The 14,594-nt window shown below is 39.0% G+C and carries 15 protein-coding genes and 1 pseudogene; 9 read left to right on the forward strand and 7 right to left on the reverse strand.

All coding sequences use genetic code 11. The features are described from left to right. The first annotated feature begins 101 nt into the window (after positions 1-101). Positions 102-509 (forward strand): annotated as a pseudogene (locus LLF28_06620) (peptidylprolyl isomerase). 58 nt (positions 510-567) lie between these two features. On the opposite strand, the gene glgP reads toward LLF28_06620, so the two are convergent. Beyond that, positions 568-2,367: an alpha-glucan family phosphorylase gene (gene glgP / locus LLF28_06625; GenBank protein MCE5195111.1), complete on the reverse strand. Its 1,800-nt coding sequence runs from the start codon at positions 2,365-2,367 to the stop codon at positions 568-570. Here glgP and LLF28_06630 point away from each other — a divergent pair. The 3 genes from LLF28_06630 to LLF28_06640 all read left to right on the forward strand — a co-directional run bounded on the left by LLF28_06630 (position 2,366) and on the right by LLF28_06640 (position 4,647). Next, positions 2,366-3,595, forward strand: coding sequence for a lipoprotein-releasing ABC transporter permease subunit (locus LLF28_06630; protein ID MCE5195112.1), 1,230 nt, complete (start codon positions 2,366-2,368; stop codon positions 3,593-3,595). The genes glgP and LLF28_06630 overlap by 2 nt on opposite strands. A 133-nt stretch (positions 3,596-3,728) precedes the next feature. After that, on the forward strand, positions 3,729-4,427 hold the full coding sequence (locus LLF28_06635) for an ABC transporter ATP-binding protein (protein MCE5195113.1): 699 nt from the start codon (positions 3,729-3,731) through the stop codon (positions 4,425-4,427). Next, the gene (locus LLF28_06640) at positions 4,402-4,647 is read left to right on the forward strand and encodes a hypothetical protein (protein MCE5195114.1); all 246 of its coding nucleotides are present in this window, start codon (positions 4,402-4,404) and stop codon (positions 4,645-4,647) included. The genes LLF28_06635 and LLF28_06640 overlap by 26 nt, the downstream gene beginning before the upstream one ends. 27 nt (positions 4,648-4,674) lie before the next feature. Here the strand turns inward: LLF28_06640 and mqnC are convergent, their stop codons facing one another. After that, positions 4,675-5,724 carry a dehypoxanthine futalosine cyclase gene (gene mqnC / locus LLF28_06645; protein MCE5195115.1) on the reverse strand — a complete coding sequence of 350 codons (1,050 nt, stop codon included), beginning with the start codon at positions 5,722-5,724 and terminating at the stop codon, positions 4,675-4,677. Positions 5,725-5,878: 154 nt separating this feature from the next. After that, positions 5,879-6,937, reverse strand: a complete 1,059-nt coding sequence (gene mqnE / locus LLF28_06650; protein ID MCE5195116.1) for an aminofutalosine synthase MqnE — start codon at positions 6,935-6,937, stop codon at positions 5,879-5,881. A gap of 138 nt (positions 6,938-7,075) precedes the next feature. On the opposite strand from mqnE, the gene hemC reads away from it, so the two are divergent. Continuing rightward, positions 7,076-8,035, forward strand: a complete 960-nt coding sequence (gene hemC / locus LLF28_06655; GenBank protein MCE5195117.1) for a hydroxymethylbilane synthase — start codon at positions 7,076-7,078, stop codon at positions 8,033-8,035. Positions 8,036-8,061: 26 nt separating this feature from the next. Here hemC and tyrS read toward each other — a convergent pair whose 3' ends face one another. Then, a complete protein-coding gene (gene tyrS, locus LLF28_06660) occupies positions 8,062-9,279 on the reverse strand; it encodes a tyrosine--tRNA ligase (GenBank protein MCE5195118.1) in 1,218 nt (405 codons plus the stop codon). Positions 9,280-9,383: 104 nt separating this feature from the next. On the opposite strand from tyrS, the gene LLF28_06665 reads away from it, so the two are divergent. From LLF28_06665 to yidC, 4 genes are all read left to right on the forward strand, one after another. Further along, complete coding sequence (locus LLF28_06665) at positions 9,384-10,994, forward strand: MBL fold metallo-hydrolase (GenBank protein MCE5195119.1); 1,611 nt, start codon at positions 9,384-9,386, stop codon at positions 10,992-10,994. A gap of 59 nt (positions 10,995-11,053) precedes the next feature. Beyond that, positions 11,054-11,194, forward strand: coding sequence for a 50S ribosomal protein L34 (gene rpmH / locus LLF28_06670; GenBank protein MCE5195120.1), 141 nt, complete (start codon positions 11,054-11,056; stop codon positions 11,192-11,194). Positions 11,195-11,289: 95 nt separating this feature from the next. Continuing rightward, positions 11,290-11,499, forward strand: a complete 210-nt coding sequence (gene yidD, locus LLF28_06675) for a membrane protein insertion efficiency factor YidD (protein ID MCE5195121.1) — start codon at positions 11,290-11,292, stop codon at positions 11,497-11,499. A 9-nt stretch (positions 11,500-11,508) separates the two neighbouring features. Beyond that, positions 11,509-13,083 carry a membrane protein insertase YidC gene (yidC, locus tag LLF28_06680; protein MCE5195122.1) on the forward strand — a complete coding sequence of 525 codons (1,575 nt, stop codon included), beginning with the start codon at positions 11,509-11,511 and terminating at the stop codon, positions 13,081-13,083. Positions 13,084-13,098: 15 nt separating this feature from the next. On the opposite strand, the gene LLF28_06685 is transcribed toward yidC, so the two are convergent. The 3 genes from LLF28_06685 to LLF28_06695 are packed head-to-tail and all read right to left on the reverse strand — an operon-like array spanning position 13,099 to position 14,576. Further along, positions 13,099-13,587 (reverse strand): hypothetical protein, encoded by a 489-nt coding sequence (locus tag LLF28_06685; GenBank protein ID MCE5195123.1) that lies wholly within the window; start codon positions 13,585-13,587, stop codon positions 13,099-13,101. Positions 13,588-13,600: 13 nt separating this feature from the next. Then, complete coding sequence (locus tag LLF28_06690; protein ID MCE5195124.1) at positions 13,601-14,053, reverse strand: cupin domain-containing protein; 453 nt, start codon at positions 14,051-14,053, stop codon at positions 13,601-13,603. Positions 14,054-14,081: 28 nt separating this feature from the next. Further along, entirely contained in the window at positions 14,082-14,576 is a 495-nt protein-coding gene (locus LLF28_06695; protein MCE5195125.1) for a hypothetical protein, read from the reverse strand. Positions 14,577-14,594 lie beyond the last annotated feature (18 nt).

The following is a 14,594-nucleotide window of genomic DNA, read 5'->3' on the forward strand; positions in this document are numbered from 1 at the left end:
TAGTTTTTGGTTATAATAAAAAAATTTTCAAAAGGTTAAGAAAGTTTTTATTGTTACTAAGAAAATTCTAAGGAGAATGCATGGCAACAGTTAAGCAGGGAGATAAAGTAAAGGTTCATTACACCGGGAGGCTGGAAGACGGCTCGATATTTGATTCATCGGAAAAACGCGAGCCGCTGGAATTCACAGTAGGAAGCGGGATGCTCATAAAAGGTTTTGAGCAGGGAGTTATCGGCATGAATATAGGCGATACAAAGACAGTTAATATTCCTGCAGAAGAAGCGTACGGGGCATACGACGAGACAATGGTATTTGATTTTGACAGGGCAATGGCTCCTCAAGGAGCAGAGCCGGAAATAGGAGAGCATGTTCAGCTTCAAGGCCCAAATAACGAGACGATTATGGCAACAATAATCGGGAAAACAGATGCTGCATTTGTTATGGACTGCAATCATCCTCTGGCTGGAAAGAATTTGATATTTGATATCAATGTGATAGAAATAGCATAAATTGTTTTTAGATCTCTCTGCCGGATTTTTAAAATTCCACGGCAGAGACAGAATCAGTCTATCGTATATAAGCTTCTGTAACATATCTTCTCATCATTCTGTGGCTGTTGAAATAATAGGCGTTTTTCCCGATCGTATTCTGCATTACCCTGATCCATGTATGTTTGTCTGAGTAATACAGAGGAATTATAATAGTTTCAAGTTTGTTGTAAAGATCTTCAGCATCTCTTTTGTCAATTGCATCAATATCATTTGAAAGAGTTGTTTCAGTAGGGCTTGGGCCTATGGACCAGCCTGTGAAACCTTCAATATGTCCTTCGATCCACCATCCGTCAAGCACACTGAAATTAGGCACTCCATTGTGAGCAGCTTTCATGCCGCTTGTTCCTGATGCCTCATGAGGTCTTAGAGGTGTGTTGAGCCAGAGATCAACCCCAGACACAATCTTGAGCGCTTTTTGCATATCGTAATTTTGCATATAAACAATTTTTATTTTTTCTTTGAGCCTTTCTTTAATAATATGAAGTTTTTCTATAAGCCATTTGCCATGGTCGTCTCTTGGATGTGCCTTGCCTGAAAACACCAGTTGAATTTTTTTGCCGGCAATGCTTTCGAGCTTTTCGATATCATGAAATATTAAGTCAGGCCTTTTGTACGCTGTTGCCCTTCGTGCAAAGCCGATTGTAAGAGTGTCATAATCCATGTCTGCATTTGTTTCTGAATTAACAAAATCAACCAGGATTTTTTTTGCTTCCATATGAGCCTGCCATAATTCATCCTCAGGGATCCTGCTCATTCGTACAAAAAGCTCAGGTTCATTTGCCCAGCCCGGAAGATATTTGTCATACAATTTTTTCATGCTTTCGCATGTCCATGTATATGAATGTACCCCATTAGTAATTGCTGAAATCTGATAACCCGGGAACATGCTCTGAGAAACTTCGCCGTGTTTTTTTGCCACTCCGTTAACAAACTCGCTGAGATTAAGCGCAAGCATAGTCATATTGAGGAGAACCTTGCCGCCGAGGTCTTTTAATATATTAACAGGAATAAGTTCTCCCATTGTTTTGAGCAAAAGGTCATAAGAGAATTTGTCGTGTCCTGCTTCAACAGGAGTGTGGGTTGTAAACACACAAATGTCTTTCACGCGGTCAACATCCCAGACAAGCCTCTCGTCCCAGACATCTTCTATCGGCCGTTTATATCTCAGTAAAAGTTCGAGTGTAAGAAGACTTGCGTGACCCTCGTTCATATGATATTTTTTTATCTCGAATCCAAGCTCATGGAGCATTCTTACCCCGCCAATTCCAAGCACAAGCTCCTGCTTTAATCTGTATAAATGATCACCGCCGTATAAATAAGAAGTAATTTCTCTGTCTTGAGGAGAATTTTCCTCAATATCTGTATCCAAAAAAAAGACAGGAATACTGCCGTTTCTGAGACTTTTAACAATGTAAAGCCATGCCTGCACTGTGACAGAACGGCCTTCTATATTTACATCGATTTTTTCAGGGAGGAGTATCATGTATTTTGACGGATCCCATTCAACAGGCGATTCGATCTGTCTGCCTTTTTCGTCGATGTTTTGATTGAAGTAACCTTTTTTGCTGAGAAGTGTGACTGCCACCATCGGCAGTTTCAAATCAGCGCCGGACCTTATGGTATCTCCTGCAAGAACTCCAAGTCCTCCGCTGTATGTTGGAATATCATTGGCAACGCCTATCTCCATAGAGAAATAAGCGATCTTTGGTTCTCTTGTAAATTCCTGAAGCTCTATTTGTACCGGAGTCATTAAATGTATTTTAACACGCCTGATGTCTTGTTCAAATCCATTAATCCATGATATAGTCATTTTCATGCACAAACTTTTACCCTATTATGTTTTTATTGCCTTTAGGTATCTAAGATCTAAAAAGAAGCACAAAGGCATTTCGCTTAACACTGCAATCTCAGCAGGCGGAGTTGCAGTAGGCGTTATGGCATTGCTTGTTGTGCTCTCAGTCATGAGCGGATTTCACGAAGACCTTCAGAGAAAGATATTAGGCGTAAATGCACATGTAGTTATTCTCAATTACAGAGGCGGCATAGTCGACTATAACATTGTGATCGAGAAAGTAAAAAAAGAGAAGGATGTGGTTTCTGCCTCTCCTTTTGTTTTGGGGCAGGTAATGGTTTCATACGGCAAAAGGGGGCATGGAGTAATACTCAGAGGAATTGATCCTGTCCAAGAGGCAAAAACAACCGAGATAAAAAAATATTTTAAGAGCGGGAAAATAGAAGATTTAAAAACGGAAAAAGGCATACCTGGAATCATTATCGGCAGAGAGCTTGCAAGCAATCTCGGCGTTTTTAAGGGCGATATAATAAATATTATTTCTCCTGTTGGAGAGATCGGTCCAATGGGAATGCTCCCAAAAGTCAGGCAGTTCAAGATTTCTGCAATATTTGAAGTCGGTATGTTTGAATATGATTCAAATCTTGTTATGACAGAGATACCTCCTGCGCAGGAGTTCTTCGGAACCGGAAACACAATAACAGGAATAGAACTTAAAATAAAAGATGTTTATAAGGCAAAGGAAGTGAGAGAACAGGTTCAAAAAATCCTAGATTTTCCATACTACGGCAGGGACTGGATGCAGATGAACAAAAACCTTTTTGCGGCCTTAAAACTTGAGAAGCTTGCAATGTTCGTAATATTAGTTCTGATAATTCTTGTTGCATCATTCAATATCGTCGGCACTCTCATAATGAATGTCATAGAAAAATCCCGAGAGATCGCAATACTAAAAGCGATGGGAGCGACAAACAAAGGGATAATGTCTGTGTTCATGCTCCAGGGGCTTTTAATCGGGCTTGCAGGAACAATTATAGGAGTCGTAGGAGGATGTGTTCTCGGCTACGCATTCAATAATGTCATCAAACTTCCTCCTGAGATTTATTATCTGAGTCATCTGCCTATCAAGATGAAGCTGACGGATTTTCTTTCTGTCTCAGGCGCTGCAATAGCAATCAGTTTTCTTGCAACAATATATCCTGCGCTTCAGGCGGCAAAACTGGATCCTGTTGAGCCATTGAGGTATGAGTGAGGTTTTATATGCAGACATTACTCGAAAATTTCTTTAACTCGATAAATTATTTAGATTATATTTATATGGTATTTATAAATAAAAATAATAAATTTTCTCGCAACATCTGCATATATGAGATAACAGGTTAAGGATGATCGAAGTAATAGATATATCAAAATCATTTTATACTCCTGCAGGCGAGCTGAAGGTTCTTAGGAACATTAACCTTCATATAAAAGCAGGAGAGATGATAGCTATTGTCGGAGCCTCAGGCGTTGGCAAGAGCACCCTGCTTCACATCCTTGGCACGCTGGACAAACCCACAACAGGAAAACTTCTTTATGATAAAACAGATATTTTTTCTCTTGATGATCAGTCAATAGCGTCTTTCAGAAATAATTCTGTAGGTTTTGTCTTTCAGTTTCATCATCTCCTTCCTGAATTTACAGCGCTTGAGAATGTGATGATGCCAGGGTTGATAAGTATGGGTTCTCAATTAAAAAAATCAAACGGTTTTAGCTATAAGGAAATTGCAGAAAAGTCAGAAAGGCTTCTTAAAGAACTGGGTGTTTATGACAGAAAAGATCACAGGCCCGGAGAGCTTTCAGGAGGAGAGCAGCAGCGCGTTGCTGTTGCGCGCGCATTGATACTCGATCCAAAAGTGGTCTTTGCTGATGAGCCTACAGGCAATCTTGATACGCATACGGGCGAGGAATTATTCAAACTTCTCATAGATCTCAATTCCAAAAAACAGATTACCTTTATCATCGTCACTCACAATGAATCTCTCGCTAAACAGTGTCATAGGGTTATAGAGATGGTGGATGGAAAGATCAAGAGTTCTGCCTAAAAGTCATATATTCCCAAAATGGAATAATCTGTATTTTCTTCTTATGATCGGTTTTACATTGATAGCAGAAGGTTTTGATGTGCATGTGCCGAAAGGATATATTTATTTTGCGATGGCGTTTTCTGTAGGTGTTGAAATGCTGAATATTAGGGTTCGAAGGAAAAAAGAGACAGAGACGATTCGTCTGAATAAAAATATTTCAGAAAACGGAGTTGTTTGACCTAGCAATAGCCTAAGGATATATAGTCTAGAACTCTTCTAAGATTCTGTAGGTGGTATCTCTTTGCGCGGGTTTGAAGCCGGCGTTTTTTATTGTCCTAATAATATCTTCCTTTGATACTCTGTAGCTTACCCCTGCTGCTGCAACAACATTTTCCTCAATCATTGTCGAGCCGAAATCATTTGCGCCGAATCTGAGAGCAACCTCTGCTATCTTTAATCCCTGCGTTACCCAAGATGCCTGTATGTTTTTAACATTGTCCAGATAGATTCTGGACAGCGCAAGAACTTTTAGATAATCAACAGCAGTTGCCTGATTAAAATCAATTTTCTTCTTTTCTTTGATAAATTTAGTATTGCCCGGCTGGAATGTCCATGGGATAAATGCAGTAAAACCTTTTGTCCCATCCTGAAGATTTCTGACTGCATCGAGATGTTCGATAATATCTTCTTCTGTTTCAACACTCCCAAACATCATTGTTGCAGTTGTTCTCATGCCGAGTCTGTGAGCTTCTTCCATCACCTTAAGCCATGAAGATGTTTTTATTTTTTTCGGACTTAATATCTCCCGCACTCTGTCTGACAATATCTCTGCTCCGCCTCCGGGAATTGAGTCTAGTCCTGCTGATTTTAAAATTCTTATCGCTTCTTTGATCGTAAGGTCAGCGCTGTCTGCGATATAGCAGATCTCAGGCGGGGAGAATCCGTGAATATTTATATCAAAGTGTGATTTTATATCTTTTAGTAATTCAGTGTAATAATCTATTCCAAAATCAGGATGAAGTCCTCCCTGAATAAGTATCTGTGTGCCTCCCAATGCAATTGTCTCTTCGATTTTTTTATAAAGAGAATCTCTGTCGAGCACATATGCATCTTTGTCTTTTTTGTCGCGCCAAAATGCGCAGAATGTGCATTTGTTTATGCAGATGTTTGTGTAGTTGATATTTCTGTCTACGACAAAAGTTACAGTCTTGTCTGGATGAAGAGTTTTTCGTATCTCGTCTGCCATCTGTCCAAGTTCAAGAAGATCAGCACTCTTCAGTAATTCTAAGGCTTGTTTTTTATTTATTCTGTTCATAGTCTATTAAAATTCAAAGTCAGGGTGTTGTATTTGAGCGGTTTTATTTTGCCGTATAATTCGCAAAGCGAATAGGCAAAATACCTCGGAGTCCCGATCTTATCGGGGCGAGAATGAGCGAAAATACTATACTCTGGCTTTATGTTCATATTATTCAATTTATCTTCTTATAAAAAGAATCTCTTTCTACTGGAGTTTTCCCTGCTTTTTTAATTAAGTTCTTTAATTCATCAACAGTCATTGCTTGTCTGGACAATCCGCCTGCAGAATAAGTTATCTTTTCCTCGATTATTGTTCCGTCAAGATCATCCGCGCCAAACAGCAGAGCGATCTGGGATAATTTTTCTCCGAGCATGACCCAGTATGCTTTTATGTGCGGGAAATTATCGAGCATAAGCCTGCTGACAGCAATTGTTTTTAAGTCGTCTATTCCCGAAGAGTAAGCCCCGCCTATCTCAGTATTTTTCGGATGATATGCAAGCGGAATGAATGCCTGAAACCCATGAGTCTTATCCTGAAGGTCTCTTAGTTTTATAAGATGATCTATCCTGTGCTCATATTTTTCAATATGGCTGTAGAGCATTGTTGCGTTTGTCTTTATTCCAGTGTGATGCGCAGTTTCCATGACATCAAGCCATCCTTCTCCTGAGAGTTTCTCAGGGCATATTTGGTTCCTGACGCTTGTTTCGAAAATCTCTGCTCCTCCGCCGGGCATTGTGTCGAGTCCGCTTTTCTTTAATTCATTTAAAACATCACTGATGTTTTTCTTGCTTATTCTCGAAAAATATTCTATCTCTGTTGCAGTGAATGCTTTTATGTAAATTTTTGGGAGTGACTGTTTAATTTTCGAAAGCATTTCGCAATAATGTTCAAACGGCCAGTCAGGATGAAGTCCGCCTACAATATGAACTTCAGTGTAAGCTGAGTCAGTGTCTTTAAGTTTTTTGATAATCTCATTGATGGTCAGTTCATAAGCTCCGTCTTCGCCTTTAGACCTGCTGAATGCGCAGAACTTACAGCGGTTCACGCAGATGTTTGTGGGATTAACATGGATGTTTCTGATGTAATAAACTTTATTCGCGTTTTTCTTTTTCTCAGAATAAGAAGCGAGTTTCCCGAGCTTAAAAATGTCGTTGCTTTCAAAAAGCGCAATCCCGTCTTCTTTTGTGAGTCTTATGCCTGATAGAATTTTGTCTTTAATTTGCTGGAACATTATTCCTCATATAGAACAATTATTAGAAGATAGGATTAATTTTCGCTCATTGTTGCTCAGGTCTTTCTTGAAGCTTTTTCTGTAAAGATATTATACTACAAAACAAATCGAATATTTTTAATAAGGGAGAATCATTAATTGAAACAGAAAAAAATTGTGATCGGCACACGCGGAAGCAAGCTTGCACTATGGCAGGCTGAATGGATCAAGTCAGAACTTCTCAAGCTTTATCCTGAACTGAAGATTGAGTTGAATAAGATAAAAACAACCGGCGACAAAATACTTGACGTTCCATTGGCAAAGGTCGGAGGCAAGGGACTTTTTGTAAAAGAAATAGAAGAAGCTTTGTTAAGGGGAGACGCAGACCTTGCTGTGCACAGCATGAAGGATGTTCCTACAGATTTTCCAAAAGGCCTTCATCTTGCGGTTATCACAAAAAGGGAAGACCCAAGAGATGCGTTTATATCAAAAATGAGAAGCTTTAAAGATCTTCCGCATGGAGCAACTGTGGGCACGAGCAGCTTAAGAAGAGCATCTCAGCTTTTAAGTATTCGGCCTGACTTAAAAATAGAGCAATTAAGAGGTAATCTCGACACAAGATTGAGAAAACTTGATGAAGGGAAATTCGATGCAATCATACTTGCTGCAGCAGGAGTAAAAAGACTCGGATGGTCAGATAGGATCACTGAGTTAATCGAGCCTTCAATAAGCCTTCCTGCAATCGGTCAGGGCGCTGTTGGAATTGAATGCAGGATCGATGATGAATTCATAAACAAAATAATTGCCCCTCTAAATCATGAAGATACATCAATATGTGTCAGGGCTGAAAGGGCATGCCTGAAAAAACTCGAAGGCGGATGTCAGGTGCCGATAGCAGCGTATGCAAAAATAATTAGCAGCAGGATTGTGATGGACGGACTTGTTGGAAGTGTTACAGGCGACAGAATAATCAAGACACATATTGAAGGCAATACTCAGGACGCAGAGAAGCTGGGGCTTAAACTTGCAGAGGATCTGCTTTTGCAGGGAGCAAAAAAGATATTGGATGAAGTTTACGGCCAGAACATAAGACCTGTTAACGGAGAAATAGCAGGCTGATTGCAGCTTTAATTACAAATAGATTATTAATCTTTCTCCACTATCTTCAAGAACTTCCTTTTTCCTGCCTTGCAAAGATAACTGCCTTTTTTGAGTTTTGCATCTGGATTGTCGAATTTTTTGTCGTCGATTGTCAGCCCGCCCTGTTTTATGAGCCTCACTGCCTCGCTGGTACTCGAAACTAGTCCTGAGAGTTTCATTATCTTTGGCACCCACATCTCTTCTTCATCCCACTTGAGTTCAAATACTGGAATCTCATCAGGAAGACCTTTGTCTTTGCCAAAGATATGTTCGAATTCTTCCTTTGCCTTCAATGCAGCTTCTTTGCCGTGATATCTCTCAACGATCTCCAGAGCGAGATTTTCTTTTGCATTCTTTGGATGTATTCTGCCTTTTTCTATTCCGATCTTAAGCTCTTTCAATTCTTCAATTGAGATATGGCTCAAGAGTTCATAATATCTGAACATGAGTGCATCACTTATGGACATTATTTTTCCAAACATGTCTTTTGGAGATTCTGTGATTCCGATGTAATTTCCAAGGCTCTTTGACATCTTGTTCACTCCGTCAAGCCCTTCGAGCAGAGGCATGAGGACAACTATCTGTTCTTCAACCCCGTATTTTTTTTGCAGAGTTCTTCCCATCAAGATATTGAATTTCTGATCAGTGCCGCCAAGCTCAACATCTGCTTTCAAATGCACTGAGTCATACGCCTGAAACAATGGGTAATAGAACTCCAAAATAGATATGTCCTGCTCATTTTTAAAACGCTTTTTGAAGTCTTCTCTTTCGAGCATTCTTGCCACTGTCTGCATTGAACCGAGCCTGACCAATTCCATCGAGTTCATTTTTGCAAGCCATTTGCTGTTGAATACAATCTTTGTCTTTTTAGGATCTAATATCTTGAATACCTGTTTTTTATATGTTTCAGCATTTTTAATGACATCTTCTTCTGTAAGTGGTTTTCTTGTCTCTGACCTTCCTGTTGGATCACCGATCATTCCTGTAAAGTCGCCTATCAGAAAAATTATCTCATGTCCGAGTTCCTGAAACTGGCGCATTTTTTCAAGAAGGACTGTGTGACCCAAGTGAATATCAGGCGCAGTTGGGTCGAACCCTGCCTTTATTTTAAGAGGACGGTTTTCTTTATGCGATTTTTTTAGTTTCTCGATGAGCTCTTTTTCAACGATGACTTCCAGAGTTCCTCTTTTAATTATTTCGAGCTGCTTTTCAGGAGTATTCATGAAAATTATGATAACTTCTCAAGCCATTTATAGTCAATTTATTAAGATTGTTTTTTGTGCATGCACTTGCAGCAAAAAATCAGAGTTGTTATTATTAACTTTCTATGAAGAAAGAAAATTTAAATAAAAAAGAACTTCCAGTAAAAATATACAAGCACATAAGCAAATCCAAGAAAGAAAATTTTGAGACTGATCTGCTCGCAAAGTTCCGTGTATTTCTCGATGACAGGCCGGGTTCTCTCGCGGTATTTTCCTCGCTGATATCAGCGTGTAATGCGAACATAAGTTTTTTCCACTATGACCGTTCTATGGACAGCACGAAGGTGGTTGTTGAAGTTCAGATGCAGAAGCAAAAAGACCTTAACGAACTTCTGCGCATGCTTAAAGACAAACAATATAGTTTTGAAAAAAGCGCTGTTGGCAAAGATGATGTTCAAATAACAGCTCTCGAAAACATTCTTGAGATTAAGGCAAGGCTTTTAAATAAACCCGGAACGCTTGCTGAATTTGCACAGCTTTTTAAGAGACATAATGCAAATGTGATTTATATGTTCTACAACGAGGACATGGATCCTGAGGCTGCCAATATTGCACTTGCCACGAAAGACACAAAAGAAATAGATATGCTGCTTGATGTGATAAATGCAAATGGTTATCAATACAGGGTTCTATACAGAGGGTCTGACAATGAAAAGGTTGAATACATAATCGGACTCAAACATGTGGAAAAATTTTTCCTCAGGCTGAAAAAACTTTTATCAGACAGTGATGTTCATGAGATAAAAGAACTGGTTGATTCTTCTCAGGAACTGTCAGCGGACCTTGTGAGATTTTATTCTGAGGCAGGGAACAATCTTGAGGCAATAGACATTTTCGAGAAAGTGCTGACTCTTGCCTCTGCTTCCAGAAGCAGAACAGGCAGTCGTTTTTCTATGAAGGAAATGCCTGCGCTTAAGATAGGCGATGTGGAAATATACGGTTTCAAGATGCCGACAAGCGAGAATATATATTTATTCAAACATGCCGACGAGTTGACAATGATTGACTCTGGGTATGGAATTTATTATGAAGATTTTAAATCAGCTTTAAGAAAAAAATCACTTGACCCTGAAAAAATAAAAAGAATTTATCTGACCCATGCTGACGCTGACCATGCAGGAATGTCAGGATATTTTTCTGTTGAATTCGGAACCGAAGTTTTTCTGCATCCAGAATCAAAATATGTTATTGAGAATGGCAACAGGGCATCGGGCACAGCGGGCAAGCTTCTGGATCTGAACAAATATTATACGAGACTTGTAAATAAATTCAGCGAGTGCAGATTCCCTGATAAAATAAAATATTTCTCTTCTTCATCAACAGACAAAGCAGGGGTTTTTAATGTAACAGACACTTTCTCAATCGGAAGTCTGGAATTTATGGTTCTCGAGAGTCTCGGCGGCCACATACTTGGGAATGTATTTTTCTTTAATAAAAAATACGGACTCATTTTCACAGCGGATTATCTGTTAAATGTCAGGAGTCTAACAGAAGAGGACAAAAAAACCCTTAATGTCTATAAATATCTCCTTATCAGCCCAAACAGCAACAGCAATGTTTTCAAGGATGAGATGGAAGATCTTAAATCCCTTATTAAACATTCAGGCAGTTCAAAGAACAATGCAGGATTTATATTCCCGGGGCACGGGGATTATTATTCATTGTCAGAGAAATAAACGCTGAATCTTGACTTTATTTTTGTTAAAAGGGTATACTTCTTCCTCGGAGAAAAACTATGGGAACATATACAACATTTCGTCCACATAAAAAGAAGAGAAAACGCACACACGGATTCCTTGAGCGCATGAGCACAAGGGGAGGGCAAAACACCGTCAAGCGCAGAAGGTCAAAGGGAAGAAAAAAACTTACTGCTTAAAACAGCAAAATGTTGTTTGTATTTTTTCTTAAAAGATATGCTATTGTGCCTCGCCGGCAAAAAGCTTTATCGTATGCAAAAAGGCAGGTAAGACAATGAAAGCAATTTTGCTGGCATTTTTAAGAGGATATAAATATCTGATCTCGCCTTTGCTTCCAAGCAGTTGCAGGTTTACCCCTACCTGTTCTGAATATTCAGCAGAGGCAATAAGAAAATATGGCGCGGCAAAAGGCGCATATCTTACAATTAAAAGAATTTTCAAATGTCATCCATTCCACCCGGGTGGATATGATCCAGTGAGGTAATTAATATACATGGAAAAAAGAGCTCTTATAGCAGTAGTCCTTTCATTAGCAGTACTTATTGGATATCAATTTTTCGTCACACCTCCAAAACAGCAGCCAATCAAGGAACAAAAAGAACAGGAGGCTGTTAAAAAAGAAGAGAAAAAAGAAGAACCACAGAAACAAAAACCAATTCTCCCTGCCAAACAAACAGCGCAGTCACAGGGCAGAGAGATAACAATAGATACAGAGCTTTATTCTGCAGTGCTTTCGTCCACAGGCGGAACAATTAAAAAATGGGAACTCAAGAAATATAAGGATAAAGACGGGCTCGGGATAATGCTTCAGTCAGGACAGAGCATTGTCCCTGCCTTAAGCATTGGTTCTCAGGATAATTTCAATTTTTCGAATGTAAATTTCAGGGTTTCAGGAACAAACATGAAACTCGACAATAATAGCAGAACAGGTTCGGTTATTTTTGAATACACAGCATCAGGATATTCGATAAAAAGAACATACACATTCTACAGCGACTCTTATAAATTCGATTTGAAGGATGAGGTAAAAGGCCTTCCTGAATACTGGATTACAGTAGGAAGTGATTTCGGCATTCACAGTAATACAGACGGCTCGCATACAGGCCCGGTACTTCTCAAGGAAGCTGAGAGGATAGAGCTCGAAGCAAAAAAAATTAAGGATCCTAAAAGCTACAAAGGGAAGATTAAATGGATTGCACAGGAAGATAAATACTTTTTTTCATCAATAGTTCCTCTTGGGCAGGTGGAAGAGGCAAAGTCATGGACAGTAACCCCACAGGTAAATGATCCAAAATCACAGAAGCAGGTTGAAACTCCTGTTATTGCATTAAGAACTAAAGCTGATGTGAATTCATTTCTTATATATGCAGGCCCGAAAGAACATGATGTTCTCAAGAAGCTCAATATCGGGCTTGAACATATAATTGATTTTGGTTTTTTCTCGATAATCTCAAGACCGCTTTTTTGGCTTCTTAAGATCTTTTACAATATTGTGGGAAATTACGGATGGGCAATAGTCTTAATAACAATTATAACCAGAATTCCTTTTATCCCTCTGATAAATAAGAGCCAGAAGTCGATGAAGAAGATGCAGGAGATCCAACCCAAGGTTCAGGAACTCAGAGAAAAATACAAGAATGACCCCAAGAGAATGCAGCAGGAGATGATGGCAATCTATAAAAAGCACAAGGTCAATCCTATTGGCGGATGCCTTCCGATGCTTTTACAGATTCCTGTTTTCTTTGCGCTTTACAGCATACTTTCGATTGCTATTGAATTAAGACATGCTCCGTTCATATTCTGGATAGTAGATCTTTCAGTCAAAGACCCTTATTATGTTCTGCCTATTATCATGGGCATCACAATGCTCATACAGCAGAAGATGACACCAAGTTCAATGGATCCGATGCAGGCAAAGATAATGATGTTCATGCCGATAATATTTACCGTCATGTTCATTAATTTTGCGTCAGGTCTTGTTCTTTACTGGCTTGTGAATAATATCCTCTCAATCATCCAGCAGTTTTTTGTTAACAAGAAACTTGCACAGGAAAAAGCAGAGGGATAAGTCAGCAAAGAGTTGTTATTGGAGTCCGTCTTTGGCAGAATCCCAGATAAGCACATCAGGCTGGCCATTTTTATACTTATCACATAATTTGTGGGATGCGATAGCAACAAAAGACTTTTCATCCGCTTTTACTATCGAAATATCAACTCCAGGGTTAATTGGCAGATTAAAAATATAGAAATCTCTGGTAAAGGTTTTTTTCTCGGAAAAATATTTATGTTCAGCGTCAGCAAGTTTTATCAAAGCTGTTTTTGCCTGCTTGCAAGGTCTTTGAGCTTCGTACTTAGGAATGATTATAGCTGCTGTAATGCCTATGCCTGCAATCATAATCATGAAATCAGTGTTTCCACCGCCGCCAAAACCTCGGTGTCCAAATATAAAAGAGAAAATAACTGCAATAAACCATAGCGATGCCAAGAGTATCATGACCCATGAAACATACCCGAAAAAATATATCATCAATGCTGTTATTCCGCCTAAGACGATAACAAACAAACAGCCCATATCTACCTCCGAATTATTTCGATTCTATCTCTGTAAAATCATTCTTATGCACTGTTATCATCATGCCGGAGGTTCCGGCATAAAAAACTATAATCTCAGCAGGCGTGCTGCCTTCGTTCTTTCCATAGTGCCAAGTATGCACAACTTCAACAAACGCTTCTCCAGCTTTGAGTTTTAGTATCTTATTGTCTGAAGTTATCACAGTAAGCTCTCCGCTTAGTAATACGCCTGCATTTATAACAGGATGTTTGTGCAGAGGCAATTGTGCTCCGGGAGGGATTTTTATTTTTAATATTGTTATCTCTGGTTTTCCTTCTGAATATTCAGGCAGAGGTTTGCTATCCCAGCTTAAACTGGTTTTCGATAAAACATCTACTATAATACCAGTTCCCTCTTCAGCCGAGGAGTAACTCGTCAAAAATAAAGCAATGCATAAAACATAAAGTAGTATTTTTATTTTATTCATTTTACTATTTTGCTTAGTAGCAATCATATTACCATGCTACCGACAGTATTAGAGAGTAAGAACCAGTAATATATAGAAATCTATAAACCCACGTATCCACAAGCTCTGGTAATGAGCCAGTATCAAAAGTTTCAGCCTCTGACTCTGCTCTCCCTAAAGTAGCCCACAAAAGTAAACCAATTCCTCCATATTGGAGCCAGCTGTTTAATATTGAAGACTTATTAATGGACAATGAATTAAATGCTACTGCAGAAGAAAGTGCAGCTATGATTGAAAGAAGTACTAAGCAAAAAGCCCTTAGCAATGACGAACGAATACGTGATACGGAATCTCTAAATAAATTATTGTATTTTGAGCGCAAATCATATTCTTGATTAGGTGTCAAATATGTCGAAATCGACGCTGAACGAATTTCACGATCAATTGCACAATCAACTGAATGTTTAATCAATTTATTGTGGGAAAATACAAGCAGAAAAATAGCCTTAGCCCAGCTAATAGTTTTAATTTTTTTTAGTGTCATACAGCAATTTTTCTTGCT

The sequence above is a fragment of the Nitrospiraceae bacterium genome (genome assembly GCA_021373015.1).
GTDB lineage: Bacteria > Nitrospirota > Thermodesulfovibrionia > Thermodesulfovibrionales > UBA1546 > JAJFTJ01.

What these genes read in the sequence shown, in the direction of transcription:
- LLF28_06630 (MCE5195112.1), top strand. Translation starts at nt 2,366, where the DNA reads ATGCACAAACTTTTACCCTATTATGTTTTTATTGCCTTTAGGTATCTA.
- glgP (MCE5195111.1), bottom strand. Translation starts at nt 2,367, where the DNA reads ATGAAAATGACTATATCATGGATTAATGGATTTGAACAAGACATCAGG.
- LLF28_06635 (MCE5195113.1), top strand. Translation starts at nt 3,729, where the DNA reads ATGATCGAAGTAATAGATATATCAAAATCATTTTATACTCCTGCAGGC.
- LLF28_06640 (MCE5195114.1), top strand. Translation starts at nt 4,402, where the DNA reads ATGGAAAGATCAAGAGTTCTGCCTAAAAGTCATATATTCCCAAAATGG.
- mqnC (MCE5195115.1), bottom strand. Translation starts at nt 5,724, where the DNA reads ATGAACAGAATAAATAAAAAACAAGCCTTAGAATTACTGAAGAGTGCT.
- mqnE (MCE5195116.1), bottom strand. Translation starts at nt 6,937, where the DNA reads ATGTTCCAGCAAATTAAAGACAAAATTCTATCAGGCATAAGACTCACA.
- tyrS (MCE5195118.1), bottom strand. Translation starts at nt 9,279, where the DNA reads ATGAATACTCCTGAAAAGCAGCTCGAAATAATTAAAAGAGGAACTCTG.
- LLF28_06665 (MCE5195119.1), top strand. Translation starts at nt 9,384, where the DNA reads ATGAAGAAAGAAAATTTAAATAAAAAAGAACTTCCAGTAAAAATATAC.
- rpmH (MCE5195120.1), top strand. Translation starts at nt 11,054, where the DNA reads ATGGGAACATATACAACATTTCGTCCACATAAAAAGAAGAGAAAACGC.
- yidD (MCE5195121.1), top strand. Translation starts at nt 11,290, where the DNA reads ATGAAAGCAATTTTGCTGGCATTTTTAAGAGGATATAAATATCTGATC.
- yidC (MCE5195122.1), top strand. Translation starts at nt 11,509, where the DNA reads ATGGAAAAAAGAGCTCTTATAGCAGTAGTCCTTTCATTAGCAGTACTT.
- LLF28_06685 (MCE5195123.1), bottom strand. Translation starts at nt 13,587, where the DNA reads ATGGGCTGTTTGTTTGTTATCGTCTTAGGCGGAATAACAGCATTGATG.
- LLF28_06690 (MCE5195124.1), bottom strand. Translation starts at nt 14,053, where the DNA reads ATGAATAAAATAAAAATACTACTTTATGTTTTATGCATTGCTTTATTT.
- LLF28_06695 (MCE5195125.1), bottom strand. Translation starts at nt 14,576, where the DNA reads ATGACACTAAAAAAAATTAAAACTATTAGCTGGGCTAAGGCTATTTTT.